The sequence below is a fragment of the Phreatobacter sp. genome, from assembly GCF_052440005.1.
GTDB lineage: Bacteria > Pseudomonadota > Alphaproteobacteria > Rhizobiales > Phreatobacteraceae > Phreatobacter.
The window spans coordinates 1-18,906 of sequence record NZ_JBQVQL010000086.1; the positions used below are offsets into that span (position 1 = coordinate 1).

Below are 18,906 nucleotides of genomic sequence, written 5' to 3' on the forward strand. Positions count from 1 at the left end.
GTTCAGGGGGCGGTGCCGGGCGGTGAACGACGCGCTCCTCCGCGGCGGGCGGTGCCGGCGCGAAGACAGGTTCGACGTGCGGAGGCTCAGCCGGGGCGGGTTCCTGCAAGGCGGGCGCGCGGCGAACCGGGGCAACCTGCACCGGCTGGTGCACGTCCTCGTCCTCGTACTCGTCGGCTCGCAGGTCGGCCACGGGCCGTACGGCCGTGAACGGAGGCTCGACATAGGCGGCAGGCGCGAACGCGGGCATGGCGCCCCTGGCGACAGCGCGCGGCGGTCCGGCCACCATCGTGTCCTCGTCGTCGAGAGCCGGGTCGATGATCTCCGGCCCCTTGGGCTTCTGGAGGGCGCCGGCACCCTCCCCGCGTCCCAGCGCCTGGATCGCCTTGACCCCGCTCTCCTTGATGATCCGCTGCACGCCGCGGATCGTGTAGCCTTCGCCATAGAGAAGGTGGCGAATTCCCTTGAGGAGATCGATGTCCTCGGGGCGATAATAGCGGCGCCCACCGCCGCGCTTCAGCGGTCGGATCTGGCCGAAGCGGGTTTCCCAGAAGCGGAGGACATGCTGCGGCAGGTCGAGGTCGTCCGCGACCTCGCTGATCGTGCGATATGCGTCAGGGGCCTTGTCCACCACGATCCTGGCTCTGAGTGAGGATGTGCGCGACGGCGCGATGGCATCGGGCCGCGCAACGGTGGCGGATTCGCGGCGATGCGGCAACGCCGTTCACGCACCGTAAGCCGAGGGCTCAGTCGCGAACGCCGTCGACGCTCTGGCCGTTGATCTTCGCCTTGAGGATGTTCGAGGGCTTGAACACCATGACGCGGCGGGGCGCGATGGGCACCTCCTGGCCGGTCTTCGGGTTGCGCCCGACACGTTCGCCCTTGGAGCGGACGACGAAGGAGCCGAAGGAGGAGAGCTTCACCGTCTCGCCGTCTGCGAGGCAGTCGGTGATCTCCTTGAGGACGAGTTCGACAAGTTGTGCCGACTCGGTCCGCGACAGGCCCACCTTCTGATAGACGGCCTCGCAAAGATCAGCGCGCGTGACTGTCTTGCCCGCCATTTCGACCCCCACCACTTGCCCCTGGATATGGCGGCCTTGCTTCGGCCCACAGCACCGAAACCGCTCTTATCACTCTGATTTTCCTATCACTATGGCCTCGCCCGGCGGCGGTCAACCCATTGCGGGTCGAACGGCCCGCTTCACCAGCGGATCAGCGCCGAGCCCCAGGTGAATCCGCCGCCCATGGCTTCCAGCATGACGAGGTGACCCTGGCGGATCCTCCCGTCGCGCACCGCCGCGTCGAGGGCGAGCGGAATGGAGGCGGCGGAAGTGTTGCCGTGGCGGTCGACGGTGATGACGACCTTTTCCGGCGCGATCTTCAGCTTCTCGGCGGAAGCGTCGATGATGCGCTTGTTGGCCTGGTGCGGCACGAACCAGTCGAGGTCGGCGGAGGTGGTGCCGGTGGCGGCATAGGCGTCGTTCATCACGTCGGTGATCATGCCGACGGCATGCTTGAAGACCTCGCGGCCCTCCATGCGCAGGTGGCCGACCGTCTGGGTCAGCGAGGGGCCACCGTCGACGTAGAGCTTGGCGGTGTGGCGGCCGTCGGAGCGCAGGTGCGTCGTGAGGATGCCGCGGCCCGCCGGACCGTCGGGCTGCTCCTGCGCCTCCAGCACCACCGCTCCGGCGCCGTCGCCGAACAGGACGCAGGTGGTGCGATCGGTCCAGTCGAGAATGCGCGAGAAGGTCTCGGCGCCGATGACGAGCGCCCGCTTGTGGCTGCCCGATCGCAGGAACTTGTCGGCCGTGGACATGGCGAAGACGAAGCCCGAGCAGACCGCCTGCAGGTCGAAGGCCGCGCCGTGGCGGATGCCGAGGCGGTCCTGGATCGTGGTGGCGCTGGCGGGAAAGGTGCGGTCGGGCGTCGATGTCGCGAGGATGATCAGGTCGATGTCCTGCGCGTCGAGGCCTGCGGCGGCCAGCGCCGCCTGCGCGGCGGCAAGGCCCAGGTCCGAGGTCGTCTCCCCCTCGGCTGCGATATGGCGCTCGCGGATCCCCGAGCGCTGGACAATCCACTCGTCGGATGTGTCGACGATCGTCGAAAGTTCGGCATTTGTCATGACGCGCGCGGGCAGATAGCTGCCCACGCCGCGCACCACGGAACGAAGTGTCACGATGTGGCCTCGAGAGGGGCGACCGGCGGGGCCGGACGCGAAGCGTGGTAGGCGTCCAGCATGGAGCGGATCTTCGACTGGAGATCGTAGCGGGCCATGTCGTAGGCCAGATCGATGGCGCTGGCAAAGCCGAGCGGATCGGTGCCACCATGACTCTTGATCACGACGCCATTGAGGCCGAGGAACACGGCGCCGTTGCTCTTGCGCGGGTCCATCTTCTCGCGCAGCGTCGAAAAGGCGTTGCGGGCGAGGAGATAGCCGAGCTTGGCCCGCCAGGTGCGCGACATGGCCGCCCGCAGATACTCGCCGATCTGCTTGGCGGTGCCCTCCCCGGTCTTCAGGGCGATATTGCCGGTGAAGCCCTCGGTGACGATGACGTCGGTCACGCCCTTGCCGATGTCGTCCCCCTCGACGAAGCCGCGATAGTCCAGCGCCGGCAGGTCGGCATCACGCAGGATCTGCCCGGCCTCGCGGATGAATTCGAGGCCCTTGACCTCCTCCACCCCGATGTTGAGGAGGCCGACGGTGGGGCGGTCGAGGTCGAAGACGACGCGCGCCATGGCGGCGCCCATCACGGCCATGTCGACGAGGGCGGCGGCGTCGGCGCCGATGGAAGCGCCCATGTCGAGGACGATGGATTCGCCCCTGAGCGTCGGCCAGAGGGCAGCGAGCGCCGGGCGCTCGACACCCTCCATGGTCTTCAGGTTGAAGGCGGCCATGGCCATGAGCGCGCCGGTATTGCCGGCGGAAACGGCGGCGGCAGCCCTGCCGAACTTCACCTCGTCGAGGGCGCGCCACATGGACGAGACGCGCCTACCGTAGCGCAGCGCCTTCGAGGGCTTGTCGTCCATGCGGATGGCGACGTCGGCGTGGACGATCTGCGAGCGGGCGCGCACTCTCGGATTGGCGGCGAGAAGCGGGGCGATCTGCCGCTCGTCGCCCACCAGGACGAACTCGATGTCGCCGTGGCGCGACAGGGCGATCTCCGCGCCCGGCACGACGACGGAGGGACCGAAATCGCCCCCCATGACGTCGAGGGCCAGCCGTACCTTTTCGGACATGCATCTATCCGTATGACCGACGCCCGAACCGGGAGTCACGTGGACCTTCGGAGCCGGCGGCGCGAGACGCCGGGACAATAGCGACTGGGACCGCCTGCACAAGAGGCAGGCAGGACGAACACCGGACCGGCGCCTGTTTAGGTCCCGCGCTTCAGTTTGGAAAGCCCCGCGAAGGGGGAGACCTCGGCGCCGTCGGGCGGCGGCTCGAAGGCGGCGTCGGGCTTGCGCGGATAGGGATCGACGCCGAGGGCGAGGAATTCGGCGGCGATGGCGGCCGCGTCGATGCCGTTGCCGATGAGCGGATCGTCAGCCGCAACGGAGGCGTCGATCGAAAGTCCGTCCTCCTCGTCCTGGACCAGGTGGACCTTGAGCTTGTCCTCGGGGCGGAAGGTTGCCTCGACCTCCTCCGCGATGAGGTTCTCCATGGGCTCGAGGCTGACGACGCAGGTCTGGGTGACGGTGGCGCTCACCTTGCCCTCCACCGCCAGGCCGTCGCCGCGATAGGGCCTGACATGGATGTCGAGGTCGAGGGCGCTCATGCCGTCGACACCGATCCAGGCGGCGAAGGCGGCGAGATCGTCAGCCCCGAGATCACGGCGACGCACATGGATGCCGCCGGCCGGGACGTCGGCGATCCGCACCGGCCATCGCGGCAGCGGGGCGCCGGGGCGGCGACCGCCGTCGCTGCGCGTTTCCGTCATGATGGGCCTCCCGTCGGCACCGCCGGAAACTCGATGTCGCCGGCGAGGAACGATTCGTAGGGGCGCGCGGCGAGCGCGGCCGCCGCCTGGCGGACATAGGCGGCGAGCACCCGCGTGTCGCCGGAGAGGTCGGCGAGGACGTTGCGGGCGAGCGCGCCCTCCAGCGTCTCCCCCTCCCCGCCCGCCAGCGCGGTGTCATAGGCCTGGACGCGGCCGTAGAAGGACTCGCCCATCTGCCGGATCTTCTTCGGCACCTTCGTATCGGAGACGCCGAGTTCGCGCAGGCCGCGGTCGAAGTCGAGGAACAGCATGTCGAACAGCTCCTGGCCGAGCTGACGGCGCTCCTCGCTCTCCTCCTTCAGCCGGTGGAGCACGAGAAAGGCGTGCAGCACCACCATCTCGAAGCGCCCCTGGACCGTGTCTGGAACGCCGTGGTCGCGGTAGAACAACGGATTGCGGGCCTGCGCCACGATGGCGCCGTAAAGCGTCTCGATGGTCGGGTCCTGCTTCTTCCGCCGGAACAGGCTCAGGATCATCGGCTTTGCCGCCTTCGGGTTGAAATGGTCGCCGACGGGAGTTAAGTCAACGCGCCGTCGTCTTCAAGCGGCGGCTTGCCGCCCCTGCCGGCGGTATCGGGATTTGAGAAGGTCGGCCGAGAATGATGCGCGTCACGTCACGTTCCGCCAAGGCAGCGCTGGCCGCCGGTCTCGCGGTTCTCCTGTCCGCCTGCTCGCAGGGACCGTCCGTGTCGTCGCTGGCCCCGTCCCTGCCGACGCCGACGGATTTCCGCATCGGCGAGACCTTCAACCGCGGCTATGTCGTCTCGGAGGACGCGCTGGCACAGGTGAAGGAAGGCAACAGCCAGGATCAGGTGATGATCGCGCTGGGCACGCCCACCACCATCTCCACCATCAATGGCGACGTCTTCTACTACATTTCCGAGAAGCAGACCCGCACCTTCACCTTCCAGCAGCCGCGGACGGTGGAGCGGAACGTCATGGCGGTCTATTTCAACTCCCGCCGCCAGGTGGAGCGCGTCGCCAATTACGGGCTGCAGGACGGCAAGGTCTTCGATTTCATCTCCCGCACGACGGTCAGCGGCGGCGAGGAGGCCAACCTCCTCCGCCAGATCATGCAGGGCCCGCGCTCCTGATCGACCCGGACGGTCCAGACATCGAAAGCCCCGCCACCGCGGGGCTTTTTTTTCGGCGCGGCCTTTCGCCGCCGGCCTGGATACGCGGAACGAAGAGGCCCGGCTGCCGTTCCTTTCCGGACAGACCGGAAAGGACTTCCATGCCGTACATCGCCACCGCAGACGGAACCCGCCTCTTCTACAACGACTGGGGCACGGGCCGTCCCGTCGTGCTCATCCACGGATGGCCGCTCGATGCGGACATGTGGGAGTATCAGGCGCCCGACCTCGTCGCGGCGGGCTATCGCGTCATCGCCTACGACCGCCGCGGCTTCGGCCGCTCAGACCAGCCGGCGACCGGCTACGACTACGATACGCTCGCGGACGACCTGAAGACGCTGATGGACGAGCTCGACCTCACCCAGGCGACGCTGGTGGGCTTCTCCATGGGCGGCGGCGAGGTCGCCCGCTACCTGTCGCGCCACGGTGCCCGGCGGGTGGCCAGCGCCGTGCTGATCGGCTCGGTGACGCCCGGCCTGCTCCAGGGGCCGAATAATCCGGACGGCGTGCCAGCCTCCGTCTTCGCCGAGATGATCGAGGGGCTGAAGACCGACCGTCCGGCCTTCCTCGCGACCTTCGGCAAGCAGTTCTACGGCGCGGGGATCCTAAACTTCCAGGTGAGCAACGAGCTGCTGGCCTGGACCGCCAATGTGGCGATGCTGGCCTCGCCCATCGCCACCATGGCCTGCGTCAAGGCTTTCTCGGAAACGGATTTCCAGGGCGACATGGCGGCCTTCACCGTGCCGACCCTCATCATCCATGGTGGCGCCGACGCCACCGTGCCCATCGACAAGTCAGCCGACCGCGCCGCGAAGATGATCCCGAACGCCCTGTATCGGGTCTACGAGGACGCGCCGCACGGCCTGTTCTTCACCGACAAGCACCGGCTGAACGCCGACCTGCTCGTCTTCCTGGAAGGTGGGATCGAGGCGGCCTCGCACCGCAAGCTCGAGGGCGGCAAGCCGATCGTCTGAGCCCCCTGCCGCCCAAGCAGAAGCCCCGCGGGATCGCTCCCGCGGGGCTTTTCTCGTTTGGGGTGTCGCGCGGCTCAGTGGGCGAGAATGGCCAGCAGCAGCAGGGCGACGAGGTGGCTGTTGTTGATGGCAGGGGTCACGGCGGGGCCCGCCGGGTCCGGGTTGGGGTCGCCGTCGGTGGCGCCGGTGACGGAGGCCTTGTGCGCCTCGGAGCCCTTGTGGTGGGTGACGCCGTCCTTGTCGACGAAGCCGTCCTCGAAGCTCTTCTTCGCATTGTCCCAGGCGCCGCCGCCCGAGGTCATGGAGATGGCGACGAAGAGGCCGTTGACGATGACGCCGAGGAGCGAGGCGCCCAGCGCCGCGAAGGCCGAGGCCTTCGAGCCGGAGAGCGCCAGCACGCCGAAATAGGCGACCAGCGGGGCGAGAACAGGCAGCAGCGAGGGGATGATCATCTCCTTGATCGCCGCCTTGGTCAGCATGTCGACCGCGCGGGCGTAGTCCGGCTTGTCGGTGCCGGCCATGATGCCCGGCTTCTCGCGGAACTGGCGGCGGACTTCCTCCACGACCGAGCCGGCGGCGCGGCCGACGGCGGTCATGGCGATGCCGCCGAACAGGTAGGGGATGAGGCCACCGAAGATGAGGCCGGCGACGACATAGGGGTCCGAGAGGTCGAAAGTGACCGGGCTCATGCCCTTGAAGTAGCTATAGGCGGTGGAACCGGCCTTGTTCGCCTCGGTGATGAAGTAGTTGAGGTCGTAGCTGTACGCGGCGAAGAGGACCAGCGCGCCAAGGCCGGCCGAACCGATGGCATAGCCCTTGGTGACGGCCTTGGTGGTGTTGCCGACGGCGTCGAGCGCGTCGGTGGAGTGGCGCACCTCCTTCGGCAGGCCCGCCATCTCGGCGATGCCACCGGCGTTGTCGGTGACCGGGCCGAAGGCGTCGAGGGCGACGATCATGCCGGCGAGGCCGAGCATGGTGGTCACCGCGATGGCCGTGCCGAACAGGCCCGCGAGCTGGAAGGTGGAGATGATGCCGCCGACGATGACGAGCGCCGGCAGGGCGGTGGATTCCAGCGAGACCGCGAGGCCCTGGATCACGTTGGTGCCGTGGCCGGTGACGGAGGCCTGGGCGATGGAGACGACCGGGCGCTTGCCGGTGCCGGTGTAGTACTCGGTGATCCAGACGATCAGGCCGGTCACGACGAGGCCGATGAGGCCGCAGAAGAACAGCGCCGAGCCGGTGATGGTCTTGCCGCCAACGACACCGATGGTGCCCCAGCCGGTGACGGCCTGGGTTGCCAGGGCGAGACCGCCGACCGAGAGGACGCCGGTGACGATGAGGCCCTTGTAGAGGGCGCCCATGATCGAGTTGTTGGCGCCGAGCTTCACGAAGAAGGTGCCGGCGATGGAGGTGATGATGCAGACCGCGCAGATGGCGAGCGGGTAAATCAGCGCCGACTGCAGCATCGGAGTGCCGGCGAAGAAGATGGCGGCGAGAACCATCGTGGCGACGACCGTCACCGCATAGGTCTCGAAGAGGTCGGCGGCCATGCCGGCGCAGTCGCCGACGTTGTCGCCGACGTTGTCGGCGATGGTGGCGGGGTTGCGCGGATCGTCCTCGGGGATACCGGCCTCGACCTTGCCGACGAGGTCGGCGCCGACGTCGGCGCCCTTGGTGAAGATGCCGCCGCCGAGACGGGCGAAGATGGAGATGAGCGAGGCGCCGAAGCCGAGGGCGACGAGGCCGTCGATCACGGTGCGGCTGTTGGGGGCGAGACCGCCGGGTCCGGTGAGGGCCCAGAAGTAGACGGCGACGCCGAGCAGCGCGAGGCCGGCGACCAGCAGGCCGGTGACGGCGCCGGCCTTGAAGGCGATATCGAGGCCGGCCGCGAGGGACTTGGAGGCGGCCTGGGCGGTGCGCACGTTGGCGCGCACGGAGACGTTCATGCCGATGAAGCCGGCAGCACCGGAGAGGACGGCGCCGATGAGGAAGCCGATGGCGACGGTGGTGCCGAGGAGCCAGCCGACGAGGACGAGGATGACGGCACCGACGATGGCGATGGTGATGTACTGGCGCTTCAGGTAGGCGGACGCGCCCTCGGCGATGGCGCCGGCGATCTCCTGCATGCGAGCCGAACCCGCATCGGCATCGAGCAGCGACTTGGTCGCCCATACGCCATAGACCACGGACAACAGCCCGCAGCCGATGATGACCCACAATGCTGTATTCATCGATGTTTCCTCTGTCGCGGCGCCCCGTCGGGACGGCCGTCCAGCCCCCGCGGAACCGGATGTGCCTGCTCGCTTTTTATGCGGCGTGAGCGGGCCTCAGGGCCCACCCCACCACGAGTCCGACGCATTTCTGCCAAAGTCCCGAAGCCGAAGCAACGGATGGGAGGGCTGCGCGGCTCGTCCTTTCGGCTGTAAGGGGGTTTTCCGAGCCGAAACTGGCCGCAGCGGGCTCAGGCGAGGGCCGGCCTGCGGCGCGAGCCGACCAGGAGCGCCACGGCGGCGACGGCGACGATGGGGAAGACGACCCAGTTGACCATGTCCCAGCCGTAGGTCGTGACGATCTGGCCCGAGGAGAAGGAGCCGATCGCCATGACGCCGAAGACGCAGAAGTCGTTGACCGACTGGACGCGGGTGCGCTCCTCCGGGCGGGCGGTGGCAGCCACCATCGCGCTGGCACCGATATAGCCGAAGTTCCAGCCGAGCCCGAGAAGGATGAGGGCGAGGTAGAAGTGCGGGACGGTGATGCCGGTCAGCGCCACGACCGCCGAGATTGCGGTGAGGGCGAGGCCGACGGCCACGATGCGCGGGGCGCCATACCTGGCGATGAGGCTGCCGGTGAAGAAGCTCGGCGCATACATGGCGATGACGTGCCACTGGATGCCGTAGGCGGCGGCGTCGATGGAGTGATTGCAGCCGATCATGGCGAGCGGGGCCGCGGTCATCACGAAATTCATCAGCATGTAGGTCGCCGCCCCGCAGACCACCGCCGTGACGAAGGCGGGATCGCGGAAATAGGCGGAGGTCGGGCGCGAAACGGTGCCGGCGGCCGGCGCCTTGGGCTTCGGGATGTCGACGAAGGAGAGGATGACACCGGCGAGCAGGGCCACCACCGCCTGGCCGATGTAGGTGCCGGCGAACAGGACCGGCGGCAGCGCCTCCTTGGTCCAGACGACGAGCTGCGGACCGACCACGCCGGCGATGACGCCACCGGTCATGACCCATGAGATAGCCTTGGGGCGGAAGGAATCGGAGGCGGTGTCGGCGGCGGCGAAGCGGTAGCTCTGGGCGGCGGAGGCGTAGAAGCCGGCGGAGAAGGTCGCGAGGCAGAAGATGGGGAAGCTGGCGTAGGTGACGCCGAGATAGCCGAACAGCCCCGTCAGGACGCCCGCGCCCGTGGCGATCTGGTAGGCGGTGCGCCGGCCGAAGCGGCGCACCAGCATGCCGACCGGCAGGGATGCGGCGGCGAGGCCGACGACGAAGATCGAAATGGGCAGAGTGGCGAGCGAGCGCACCGGGGCGAGCTCGGCGCCGACGATGGCGCCGGTGGCGAACATCACCGTCGTGTTGGCGCCGGCCAGCGCCGTGGCGAGGGCGAGGATGAAGGCGTTGCGCTTGGCGAGCCGGTCGCCGCGGGCCATGGCTTCGGTGGTGGTGCTGGTCATGGCGGGATCACGCGGTCGGAAAAGTCCGTCTCTCCGGCGGGGCGGTTCGGCGAAACAATGCCGCTGCCGTTCGTCGAAACAGGAGAAAGTCCGCCTCCATAGCCCGCTTCCGCCCGCTTCGCCACCGATCATGCGCCGTGCAGGGCTGCATCGCGGTCATGCTGCCTCGCGGGCGGACGGGGCCTTGGCAGACGTGTCCTGCGCCCCAGGTGCTTGCCTGGGTGCCACCGTTGCTGTCCCCTCGCCTTTCCTCGTCCGACCAGAGACCGCCATGAGCCAGCTCTTCTCGCCCTTCGCCGTCGGCCCCGTGACCGTCCCCAATCGCATCGTCGTGGCGCCGATGTGCCAGTATTCGGCCGACGACGGCTGCATGAACGACTGGCACCTGCAGCACCTCATGAACCTCGCGATGTCGGGCGCGGGCATGGTGGTGGTCGAGGCCACGGCGGTGGAACGGCTCGGCCGCATCACCCACGGCTGCGTCGGCCTCTACAGCGATGCCAACGAGCGGGCCATGCAGCGGGTGATCAACGCCGCCCGCGCCGTCGCGCTGCCCGGCACGACCTTCGGCATCCAGATCGGCCATGCCGGCCGCAAGGCCTCGGCCGAGAGGCCATGGGAAGGCGGCGGGCCGCTGAAGGACAATGCCGATCCCTGGCCGACGGTGGCCGCCTCCGCCATCGCCTTCGACGAGGGCTGGCACGTGCCGCGCGAGATGACCGGCCAGGACAAGGTGCGCATCGCCGCCGCATTCGTGCAGGCGGCCGAACGCGCCGTGCGCCTCGGCTTTGACGCCATCGAGCTGCACATGGCTCACGGCTACCTGCTCCACAACGTCATGAGCCCGCTCTCCAACACGCGGACCGACGGGTTCGGCGGCAGCCGCGAGAACCGATTCGCGTGGCCCCTGTCCATCGCTGCGGCGGTGAAAGCGGCGGTGCCGGCACGCATCGCCGTCGGCGCCCGCATCACCGGTCAGGACTGGACCGAGGAAGGCCTGCAGGTCGCCGATGCCGTGGCGCTCGCCGCCGAGCTGAAGGCCGCTGGCGTCGACTTCGTCTGCGTCTCGTCCGGCGGCGCGCATCCGCGCGTGCGAATCCAGGCGAAGCCCGGCTACCAGGTGCCCTTCGCCGAGGCAGTGAGGAAGGGCTCGGGCATCACCACCCGCGCCGTCGGCCTCATCAACACGCCCGCCCAGGCCGAGGAGGTGGTCGCCTCGGGAGCGGCCGATCTCGTCGCCATCGGCCGCGGCATGCTCGACAATCCGCGCTGGGGTTGGCACGCCGCGGAGGAGCTCGGCGCCGAGCTCACCTATCCGCCGCAATATGCCCGCGTGACCAAGAAAGTCTGGCCCGGCGCGGCGCTTGCGCGCCCGCCCGCCCGGTCCTAATCACCGCGACGGTTACCCCGCATTAACCAAGACCGGCCACCTTCCGTGTCACGGAAGGAACAGTGCATGGCGCGGTCGAGACGATTGGCGGGGTATCTCGCGGCAGGTTTGACGATGGCGGCGACCCAGGCGCCGGCGAGCGACCTCTCCCCGCCGGTGGCGGTAGCCTGGCAGGCGGAGTTCGGCGCGCGCGCCTTCTTCAGCGGCGGGCGCCTGCAGAAAGACCTCTACGATCCCGACACCCGGCGACAGATGAACTCCCGCCTGACCTACGGCGGCTCCGCGGCGACGACCGGCGAGCTCTTCGGCCGCATCGATTCGCCTACCGGCTGGTTCGTCAGGGGCTATGCCGGCATCGGCAGCCACGCCGGCGGCCTGCTGACGGACGAGGACTATCCGCCCGACACCCTGCCCTATTCGAAGACCCATTCGAGCCTGCGCAACGGCAAGATCGACTATGGCAGCCTCGACGTCGGTCTGACCATCTGGCGCTCCGCCGGCATTCGCCTCGGCGCCTTCGCCGGCTTTCACCACTTCAAGGAGAAGTACAACGGCTACGGCTGCCTGCAGGTCTCCGGCGGCAATTTCTGCGGCGTCACCATCCCCTTCTCGGTGCTCACCTTGTCGGAGACGGCGCGCTGGACCTCGCTCCGCATCGGCCTCGTCGGCGACGTCATGCTGACCGAGCGGCTGAAGCTGACGGCGGACGCAGCGGTGCTGCCCTATTCGCGGCTCAGCGCCTTCGACAACCACTGGATGCGGCCGGACATCAACCCGATGCCGGAGAACGGCCAGGGCTACGGCTTCCAGTTCGAGGCGAGCCTGACCTACAAGCTCACCGACGCCTTCAGCCTCGGGGCCGGAGGGCGCTACTGGTACCACGCGACGACGGGCGCCAAGACGCGCTTCCCCGGCGAGGCCAACGCATCCCACCTCGACTTCCGCTCAGAGCGCTGGGGCGCCTTCCTGCAGGCTTCCTATCGAACGCCGTTCTGAGGTAGCCGGCAGACCCGGCGGGGCGACCGCCGGCTAGGGCCTGGACAGCGTGGATCTAAAATCCCGGATCGACCCGAGATTACCCGGATCGGGCGGGCGAGACGTGCCGCTGATCGCGCCTGGTTGTCCCGGCTGCTGCGACCCGCCCTGGGCAAACTGGCATGACGGCCAGCTCGGCTGGCCCGGCTCGCATTTGCTCGCCTGGCCGGGTGTCTGGCCGAGCGCCGGCGCCGTGGCGGCCAGGAAGAGGAATGACGCTAGGACCGTTCTGGACATGACAGGGTCCCTCCGGAAGCTTGGGGGTTCGCGACGACGCTCGCCGCCTGGAAGCCGAAGGCGATCGGCTTTTCGAGTGGGCCGGACTGCGCGATGAGGATGCGGCGTCCGTCGTGCAGTGCGGCCTCGCCGGCCGCAGATCGGGCCGGACCGCCTGCGACGTCCGTCGAGGACGGACCGGCCGCCGGGGCACTCTGCCCCGCAGCAGCCACTGCACCGGCGGGCTGCTGCGGGGCCGAGGGTGCGGAAGGCTGCCCACCGTTGTCCCTGAGCGTGATCGCCCGCTGGCTTCCGATACCCACATTGATGTTCTGGGAGACATAGATCCGGCTGACCAACGCGATCTGCACTTCGAAGAGGTGACGGCCGCTGCTGGTCCTTGCGCAGGCGTCCGGTCCGTACTGGAGCGACAGCAGGTAGCGCAGGTGCTGCTCGGAACACTGGAGGGCGACACCCGTCTGGCCGAACTTGCAGAACCTCCACAGGTGAGCCGCCGCATATTCGGGGTCGATCCCATAGGTCCGTGGCTTGTCGATGGTGATGAGTTCGACCCGCGACCGGTCCGCCCGGCCCGTGATGCGGCTGAACAGGCGGGGGAAGGACAGGCCCTGGTGGACGTCCATGACGATGCCGGGGAAGAGCATCGCCCTCAGCGCGATGGCCCGGCCATTGCCCGCGCTGAGGACCACGCCGTCGTCAGGAGGAACGGCGACTTGCGACGTGCCCGGACCCGCCGCCAGGGCGGGGCTGACAACGCGCCGCGCATATCCCGGGCGGACTGCGGCGATCTTGTCGATGTCCGCGGAGGGATCGCTGTAGCCGATGCGGATGGACTTGTTGACGAGCGCCCGCTGGGTCGGCGTCAGGCTCGACAGAGCATCGGCATCACTGACCTTCAGGACCGCAAAGACGTCCCCGACGTGGAAATCCTCCTGCGGCGGAAAGAGTGGCCGAATGCCGAGCCGTTCGATGCTGTCATTCCACGTGCGGGCGACATCGACCTGCGGATCCTGGGCGTATTCGTGCCAGACGAGCAGCCCCAGCAGCACAGCAGCAACCAGCGGAAGGCCTCGCCTCGGGGAGGCCAGGAACCTCAGAGCCGGGCTCAGCTTCCGTCCAGCAGCCGCTGCGGAACTCAGCGCGGAGGTCGCTTTCGCGGTCGCACCCTGGAGATCGGCCATTCGCACGCCCCCTACGACAACCCAGAATGGGGCAGATGCTACATATTCCCTCAATGGTTGTAAACACGCTCTGATGCACGCGACGGACGGACTTCGTCGCCACCGCCATCCACACCCGTCCCTTTGCTTCGCCGGCGCATGCGCCTATAAGGGCGCGCCCGTGAGGCCTTCCGGCTGCGCGGGACACCGGCGATTCCCGGGTCTCGGGACCCGGATCGCGATACGGACCCTCGAAGCGGATCCAAGACCCCGGCGCATGAGCACCGTCCTCATCCTCAACGGCCCCAACCTCAACCTGCTCGGCACCCGAGAGCCGGCGATCTACGGATCGACGACGCTGGCCGACGTGGAGGCCCTGTGCCGCACCGAGGGGGAGAAGCACGGTCTGTCCGTCGACTTCCGCCAGTCGAACCACGAGGGCGTCCTCATCGACTGGATCCACGAGGCGGGCCGCGCCCATGCGGCGGGCACCCTCAAGGGCGTCGTCTTCAACGCCGGCGCCTATACTCACACCTCGCTGGCGCTGGCCGACGCGACCCGCGGCACCGGCATCCCGCTGATCGAGGTGCACATCACCAATGTCCACGCCCGCGAGGCGGTGCGGCATCACTCCTTCCTGTCACCCGTCGCGCGCGGCATCATCGTGGGGCTCGGCCCCATGGGATATGCGCTCGCCATCGCCGCCGTCGCGGCGCTTCCGGCCAAGGCGTGAGCGGTCCCCGCCGCGCCCAGCCTCACGAGGGCACCATGCTCAAAGGCAAGTCTTCCATCGACACGGCGATGATCCGCGAACTGGCGCAGGTCCTGGCCGACACGGACCTCACCGAAATCGAGATCGAGCTCGAGGCCCTGAAGATCCGCGTCGCCCGCCAGGTCACGGTCCACGCGACCGTGGCTGCTCCGGCGCCCGTCGCCGCCGCACCGGCACCCATCGCCGCCCCCGCCCCGACGCTGGCCGCCCCGGCCGCAGCCGCGGGCGACGATCCGCGCAAGCATCCCGGTGTCGTGCCCTCGCCCATGGTCGGCACCGCCTATCGCCGTCCCTCGCCAGACGCCAAGCCGCTGGTCGAGGTCGGCCAGGTCGTCAAGGAGGGCGAGCGCCTCTGCCTGATCGAGGCGATGAAGACCTTCAACGACATCGTCGCGCCGCGCTCGGGCACGGTGACGCGCATCCTGTTCGACGACGGCCGGCCGGTGGAATACGGCGAGCCGCTGATGATCATCGAATGAGTCGCCCGATGTTCAACAAGGTGCTGATCGCCAACCGCGGTGAGATCGCGCTGCGCGTGCTGCGCGCGTGTAAGGAACTCGACATCGCCACCGTCGCCGTCCATTCGACGGCCGATGCCGATTCCATGCATGTGAAGCTCGCCGACGAGAGCGTCTGCATCGGCCCGCCCTCGGCGCGCGAGAGCTATCTCCACATCCCGTCGCTGCTGGCGGCCTGCGAGATCACCGGTGCCGATGCGGTGCATCCCGGCTACGGCTTCCTGTCGGAGAACGCCCGCTTCGCCGACATCCTGGAGAGCCACGGCATCACCTTCATCGGCCCCAAGGCGGAGCATATCCGCATCATGGGCGACAAGATCGAGGCCAAGCGCACCGCCAAGCGCCTCGGCATTCCCACCGTCCCGGGCTCCGAGGGCGGCATTTCCGACGACGAGGAGGCCCGCGCGGTCGCCAAGGAGATCGGCTTTCCCGTCATCATCAAGGCGGCGGCCGGCGGCGGCGGTCGCGGCATGAAGGTCGCGCGCTCTGCCGACGAACTCGAGGTCGCCCTGCAGACGGCCAAGACGGAGGCGAAGGCCGCATTCGGCGACGACGCCGTCTACATCGAGAAATACCTCGGCAAGCCGCGGCACATCGAGATCCAGATCCTCGGCGACGGCCAGGGCAGCGCCATCCACCTCGGCGAGCGCGACTGCTCGCTGCAGCGCCGTCACCAGAAGGTCTGGGAGGAAGGCCCCTCCCCGGTGATCACGCCGGAACAGCGCGCCGAGATCGGCGGCGTCTGCGCCCGCGCCATGGCGGACATGGGCTATGTCGGCGCCGGCACCATCGAGTTCCTGTACGAGGACGGCAAGTTCTTCTTCATCGAGATGAACACCCGCATCCAGGTCGAGCATCCGGTCACCGAGATGATCACCGGCGTCGACCTCGTCAACGAGCAGATCCGCATCGCCGCGGGACAGAAGCTGTCGCTGAAGCAGTCGGACATCGTCGTCGAGGGCCACGCCATCGAATGCCGGGTCAATGCCGAGAACCCCGCGACCTTCCGGCCCTCGCCCGGCAAGCTCAACCTGTTCCACACGCCCGGCGGCATCGGCGTGCGCGTCGACAGCCACGCCTACCAGGGCTACACGATCCCGCCCTATTACGACTCGCTGGTCGGCAAGCTCGTCGTCCACGGCCGCACCCGCACCGAATGCCTGGCGCGCCTGCGCCGTGCCCTCGACGAGTTCGTGGTGGACGGCATCGAGACGACCCTGCCGCTGTTCCGCACCCTCGTGCGCAACCCGTCCATCATCGCCGGCAACTACGACATCCACTGGCTGGAGAAGTTTCTGGCCGGCGAAGCCGCCAAGGACGCCTGAGGCTCACGCGCCCCACAGACCCTTCAGCGCCAGCGGCACTTCAGCATAGGCGCCGACGAGGGCGTGGGGACGCGACCGCAACAGGGCCTGCGGCGCGTGGTAGCCCCACGCGACCGCGATGGAAGCGACGCCGGCGGCATGGGCCATGTCGATGTCGTAGGTCGTGTCACCGATCATCACCGTATCCTCGGGAATCGCGCCGACCTCGGCCATGGCCTGCTCGATCATGGCGGGATGGGGCTTGGACGGCGCGTCGTCGGCGGTCTGGATCGTGGCGAAGCGCTCCAGCAGCCCGTGATGGGTCATCACGATGCGAACGCCGCGCTGCGACTTGCCGGTGGCGATGCCGAGCGCGACCTCCTGCCCCGCCAGCCATTCCACCACCTCCCGCGCGCCCTCATAGAGCGGCTCGGCATTGCCCGGCTTCAGGCGCTGGGCGTGGAAGGCGCCCTTGTAGGCGTCCACCAGCGCCGGAATGTCGGGATCGCCGTCGCGCGTCAGGGTGGCGAAGGCCTCGGCGAGCGACAGGCCGACGATGGAGAGCGTCGCCTCGCGCGAGGGCGCAGGGCGACCGAGCGTGGCGAAGGCCTCGTCCATGCAGGCGACGATGAGGTGCTGGCTGTCGACGAGCGTGCCGTCGCAGTCGAAGATGACGAGCTTCACGTGACGGGCGCTCCGGGACCGGAGCGCCTTGTGGGTCATCCGGGCCTTGAGTTCAAGCGCCGAAGCGGCAGGACCTCACGGCCATGCGGAATTCCGGCGTGCGCGGCACGTAGCCCCGGGCGCGCACCGCGTCGCGGCACTGGACGATGCGGGCGAGGTCGGGCCGGCGCGCCTGCAGGCAGGCGATGACGGCGCCGCGTACCTCCGGGCCACGATAGCCGCGGGCCCGGGCCTCCTGCCGGCACTGGAAGCGCTCGGCGCGCAGCTCGGGATTGCCGCGGCCCATGCCGGGGCCGGCTCCATAGCCGTAGGGCTGGGCAGCGAGCGGGGTGGCGGCGAGCAGCGCGAGGCCGCAGGCGATGGCGAGGCTTTTCATGGGGAGCATCCGGTGGAGGGCGATGCCCCAGCCATCGCCCGAACCGCCTGAACCCCGGCTGAAGGCACCGTTCAGCCCTGGCGACGCTCCAGCGCCTCGACCCGCGCCTCGAGCGCGGCGATGCGCCGCTCGGCGAGGTCATTGGCGCGGCGCAGCTCGGCGACGAGATCGGCCATGGCGCGGCTGTCGCCTCCGCCCGGGACGGTGCGGATCACCCGGCGCGTCACGATGACGATGAGCGCGAGGATGACGGCCAGCACCGCCGCGGTGACGTAGATCCAGCCGGTCAGGGACATCGGCACCGTTCCTCTTCGGCTGGGCGCGGCCGTCGATGCGGCGCTGCCCCGGCAGCTGCGATCATTTCAGGACTGACACCACCCGTCACCCCCGGCCGAGCGCAGTAAGGGGAAGGGGTCCAGGGGGCGAGGGCATCGACCCGCTCCGCAGGGAACGGCCGGAGGGCCAGGCGCGCCCGCCGCCCCCTGGCCCCCCTTCCCTCGCCCTGCGGACTCGCCGGGGGGGCCAGGTGGTGGAAGACCGGAGGCGGAGCAGCGGCTCCGGCTCGCCTACTCTTCCGGCGCCTCGACGATGGGATCGTAGCGGGAGACGTCCCATCCCAACAGGTTGAAGGTCTGCTCCATGTGGGGCGGCAGCGGCGCCGAGACGTCGATCGTGCCCTTGCCGCGCGGATGCGGAACGACGATGCGGCGGGCGTGGAGGTGCAACTTGTGCTGGATGCCGCCGGGAACCTCCCAGTTCTCGACGTCGAAATACTTGGGGTCGCCGAGGATGGGATGGCCGATTTCGGCGGCGTGGACGCGCAGCTGGTGGGTGCGCCCGGTCACCGGCTTCATGGAGAGCCACGAGAGCTTCTGCGCCATGGTGTCGATGACGGCGTAGTAGCTCACGGCGTGGCTCGCGCCCTTCTCGCCATGCTTGGCGATGCGCATGAAGCTCTCGTCCTCGCGCTCCTCCTTGGCGAGATAGGTGGAGACGCGGCCCTGCCGGGGCTTCGGCACGCCGGCCACCACCGACCAGTAGATCTTGCGCGCCGCGCGCGTGCGGAAGGTCTTCGCGAGCGCCGCCGCGGCGAAGCGCGATTTGGCGACGAGAAGACAGCCCGAGGTGTCCTTGTCGAGGCGGTGGACGAGGCGGGGACGCTGCCCGTCCTCATCGGTGAGCACGGCGAGCATGCCGTCCAGGTGCTTCTTGGTGCCCGAACCGCCCTGCACGGCGAGGCCGGCGGGCTTCGACAGCACCATGACGTCGGCGTCCTCGTAGAGCGTGATCGAGGCGAGGAAGCCGGCGACGTCCTCGCCGACCTTGGCCGACATGGGCCGCGCCTGGTCGAGCTTCAGCGGCGGCACGCGCACCGCCTGGCCCGCCTCGAGCCGGTCCTTGGTCTCGACGCGGCGGCCATTCACCCTGAGTTCGCCCTTACGGACGATGCGCTGGATGTAGCTGAAGGAAAGCTGCGGGAAGCGGGCCGCCAGGAAGCGGTCGACGCGCATGTCGGCCTCGTCCTCGGTGACGGTCAGGGTCTGCACGCCCGTCTGCAGCGTGTCGGTGGCCGCGGCCTTCAGTTCGGCGCGGGTCGGACCTGCGGGGACCGGCGGAGGCGCTCGGCGCGGCGCGCGCGGCTCGGTGCTCTCC

20 protein-coding genes are annotated in these 18,906 nt (G+C 69.0%); 7 read left to right on the forward strand and 13 right to left on the reverse strand.

Annotated features, from left to right (window positions below; all coding sequences use genetic code 11):
• From ACT6XY_RS17975 to ACT6XY_RS18000, 6 genes are all read right to left on the reverse strand, one after another.
• A partial coding sequence (locus ACT6XY_RS17975; protein WP_444749699.1) for a MerR family transcriptional regulator occupies positions 1 to 631 on the reverse strand: 631 nt, incomplete at its 3' end.
• Positions 632 to 746: 115 nt separating this feature from the next.
• Positions 747 to 1,061 (reverse strand): integration host factor subunit alpha, encoded by a 315-nt coding sequence (locus tag ACT6XY_RS17980; protein WP_106748057.1) that lies wholly within the window; start codon positions 1,059 to 1,061, stop codon positions 747 to 749.
• 140 nt (positions 1,062 to 1,201) lie between these two features.
• Positions 1,202 to 2,179, reverse strand: a complete 978-nt coding sequence (locus ACT6XY_RS17985; RefSeq protein WP_444749716.1) for a beta-ketoacyl-ACP synthase III — start codon at positions 2,177 to 2,179, stop codon at positions 1,202 to 1,204.
• Positions 2,173 to 3,237, reverse strand: a complete 1,065-nt coding sequence (gene plsX, locus ACT6XY_RS17990; RefSeq protein WP_444749700.1) for a phosphate acyltransferase PlsX — start codon at positions 3,235 to 3,237, stop codon at positions 2,173 to 2,175. Before plsX ends, ACT6XY_RS17985 begins: the two co-directional genes overlap by 7 nt.
• A 137-nt stretch (positions 3,238 to 3,374) precedes the next feature.
• Complete coding sequence (locus ACT6XY_RS17995; protein ID WP_444749701.1) at positions 3,375 to 3,938, reverse strand: YceD family protein; 564 nt, start codon at positions 3,936 to 3,938, stop codon at positions 3,375 to 3,377.
• Entirely contained in the window at positions 3,935 to 4,474 is a 540-nt protein-coding gene (locus ACT6XY_RS18000) for a ubiquinol-cytochrome C chaperone family protein (RefSeq protein ID WP_444749702.1), read from the reverse strand. Before ACT6XY_RS18000 ends, ACT6XY_RS17995 begins: the two co-directional genes overlap by 4 nt.
• Positions 4,475 to 4,596: 122 nt before the next feature.
• Between ACT6XY_RS18000 and ACT6XY_RS18005 the strand changes: the two genes are divergently transcribed.
• Both ACT6XY_RS18005 and ACT6XY_RS18010 read left to right on the forward strand, forming a co-directional pair.
• Positions 4,597 to 5,091: an outer membrane protein assembly factor BamE gene (locus ACT6XY_RS18005; RefSeq protein WP_444749703.1), complete on the forward strand. Its 495-nt coding sequence runs from the start codon at positions 4,597 to 4,599 to the stop codon at positions 5,089 to 5,091.
• Between the two features lie 140 nt (positions 5,092 to 5,231).
• Positions 5,232 to 6,104 carry an alpha/beta fold hydrolase gene (locus ACT6XY_RS18010; protein WP_444749704.1) on the forward strand — a complete coding sequence of 291 codons (873 nt, stop codon included), beginning with the start codon at positions 5,232 to 5,234 and terminating at the stop codon, positions 6,102 to 6,104.
• 74 nt (positions 6,105 to 6,178) lie between these two features.
• Here the strand turns inward: ACT6XY_RS18010 and ACT6XY_RS18015 are convergent, their stop codons facing one another.
• Positions 6,179 to 8,335, reverse strand: a complete 2,157-nt coding sequence (locus ACT6XY_RS18015; RefSeq protein ID WP_444749705.1) for a sodium-translocating pyrophosphatase — start codon at positions 8,333 to 8,335, stop codon at positions 6,179 to 6,181.
• 230 nt (positions 8,336 to 8,565) lie between these two features.
• Positions 8,566 to 9,777, reverse strand: coding sequence for an MFS transporter (locus ACT6XY_RS18020; RefSeq protein ID WP_444749706.1), 1,212 nt, complete (start codon positions 9,775 to 9,777; stop codon positions 8,566 to 8,568).
• A gap of 271 nt (positions 9,778 to 10,048) precedes the next feature.
• Here ACT6XY_RS18020 and ACT6XY_RS18025 point away from each other — a divergent pair, with 271 nt between their 5' ends.
• Both ACT6XY_RS18025 and ACT6XY_RS18030 read left to right on the forward strand, forming a co-directional pair.
• Positions 10,049 to 11,167 carry an NADH:flavin oxidoreductase/NADH oxidase gene (locus ACT6XY_RS18025; RefSeq protein ID WP_444749707.1) on the forward strand — a complete coding sequence of 373 codons (1,119 nt, stop codon included), beginning with the start codon at positions 10,049 to 10,051 and terminating at the stop codon, positions 11,165 to 11,167.
• A 114-nt stretch (positions 11,168 to 11,281) separates the two neighbouring features.
• Entirely contained in the window at positions 11,282 to 12,163 is an 882-nt protein-coding gene (locus ACT6XY_RS18030) for a hypothetical protein (RefSeq protein ID WP_444749708.1), read from the forward strand.
• A gap of 257 nt (positions 12,164 to 12,420) precedes the next feature.
• Here the strand turns inward: ACT6XY_RS18030 and ACT6XY_RS18035 are convergent, their stop codons facing one another.
• A complete protein-coding gene (locus ACT6XY_RS18035; protein ID WP_444749709.1) occupies positions 12,421 to 13,620 on the reverse strand; it encodes a hypothetical protein in 1,200 nt (399 codons plus the stop codon).
• A gap of 256 nt (positions 13,621 to 13,876) precedes the next feature.
• Here ACT6XY_RS18035 and aroQ point away from each other — a divergent pair, with 256 nt between their 5' ends.
• From aroQ to accC, 3 genes are read left to right on the forward strand one after another with little or no spacing between them, the layout of a single operon-like run.
• Complete coding sequence (aroQ, locus tag ACT6XY_RS18040) at positions 13,877 to 14,332, forward strand: type II 3-dehydroquinate dehydratase (protein ID WP_444749710.1); 456 nt, start codon at positions 13,877 to 13,879, stop codon at positions 14,330 to 14,332.
• Between the two features lie 35 nt (positions 14,333 to 14,367).
• Positions 14,368 to 14,850 carry an acetyl-CoA carboxylase biotin carboxyl carrier protein gene (gene accB, locus ACT6XY_RS18045; protein ID WP_444749711.1) on the forward strand — a complete coding sequence of 161 codons (483 nt, stop codon included), beginning with the start codon at positions 14,368 to 14,370 and terminating at the stop codon, positions 14,848 to 14,850.
• 8 nt (positions 14,851 to 14,858) lie between these two features.
• Positions 14,859 to 16,214 (forward strand): acetyl-CoA carboxylase biotin carboxylase subunit, encoded by a 1,356-nt coding sequence (gene accC, locus ACT6XY_RS18050; RefSeq protein ID WP_444749717.1) that lies wholly within the window; start codon positions 14,859 to 14,861, stop codon positions 16,212 to 16,214.
• Positions 16,215 to 16,217: 3 nt separating this feature from the next.
• Here the strand turns inward: accC and ACT6XY_RS18055 are convergent, their stop codons facing one another.
• The 4 genes from ACT6XY_RS18055 to ACT6XY_RS18070 form a co-directional block, all read right to left on the reverse strand.
• The gene (locus ACT6XY_RS18055) at positions 16,218 to 16,877 is read right to left on the reverse strand and encodes an HAD-IA family hydrolase (protein ID WP_444749712.1); all 660 of its coding nucleotides are present in this window, start codon (positions 16,875 to 16,877) and stop codon (positions 16,218 to 16,220) included.
• 52 nt (positions 16,878 to 16,929) lie between these two features.
• On the reverse strand, positions 16,930 to 17,253 hold the full coding sequence (locus tag ACT6XY_RS18060) for a hypothetical protein (protein WP_444749713.1): 324 nt from the start codon (positions 17,251 to 17,253) through the stop codon (positions 16,930 to 16,932).
• Between the two features lie 71 nt (positions 17,254 to 17,324).
• A complete protein-coding gene (locus tag ACT6XY_RS18065; protein ID WP_444749714.1) occupies positions 17,325 to 17,549 on the reverse strand; it encodes a hypothetical protein in 225 nt (74 codons plus the stop codon).
• Positions 17,550 to 17,819: 270 nt separating this feature from the next.
• Positions 17,820 to 18,906: RluA family pseudouridine synthase (locus ACT6XY_RS18070; RefSeq protein ID WP_444749715.1), on the reverse strand; the 1,087-nt coding region annotated here is incomplete at its 5' end.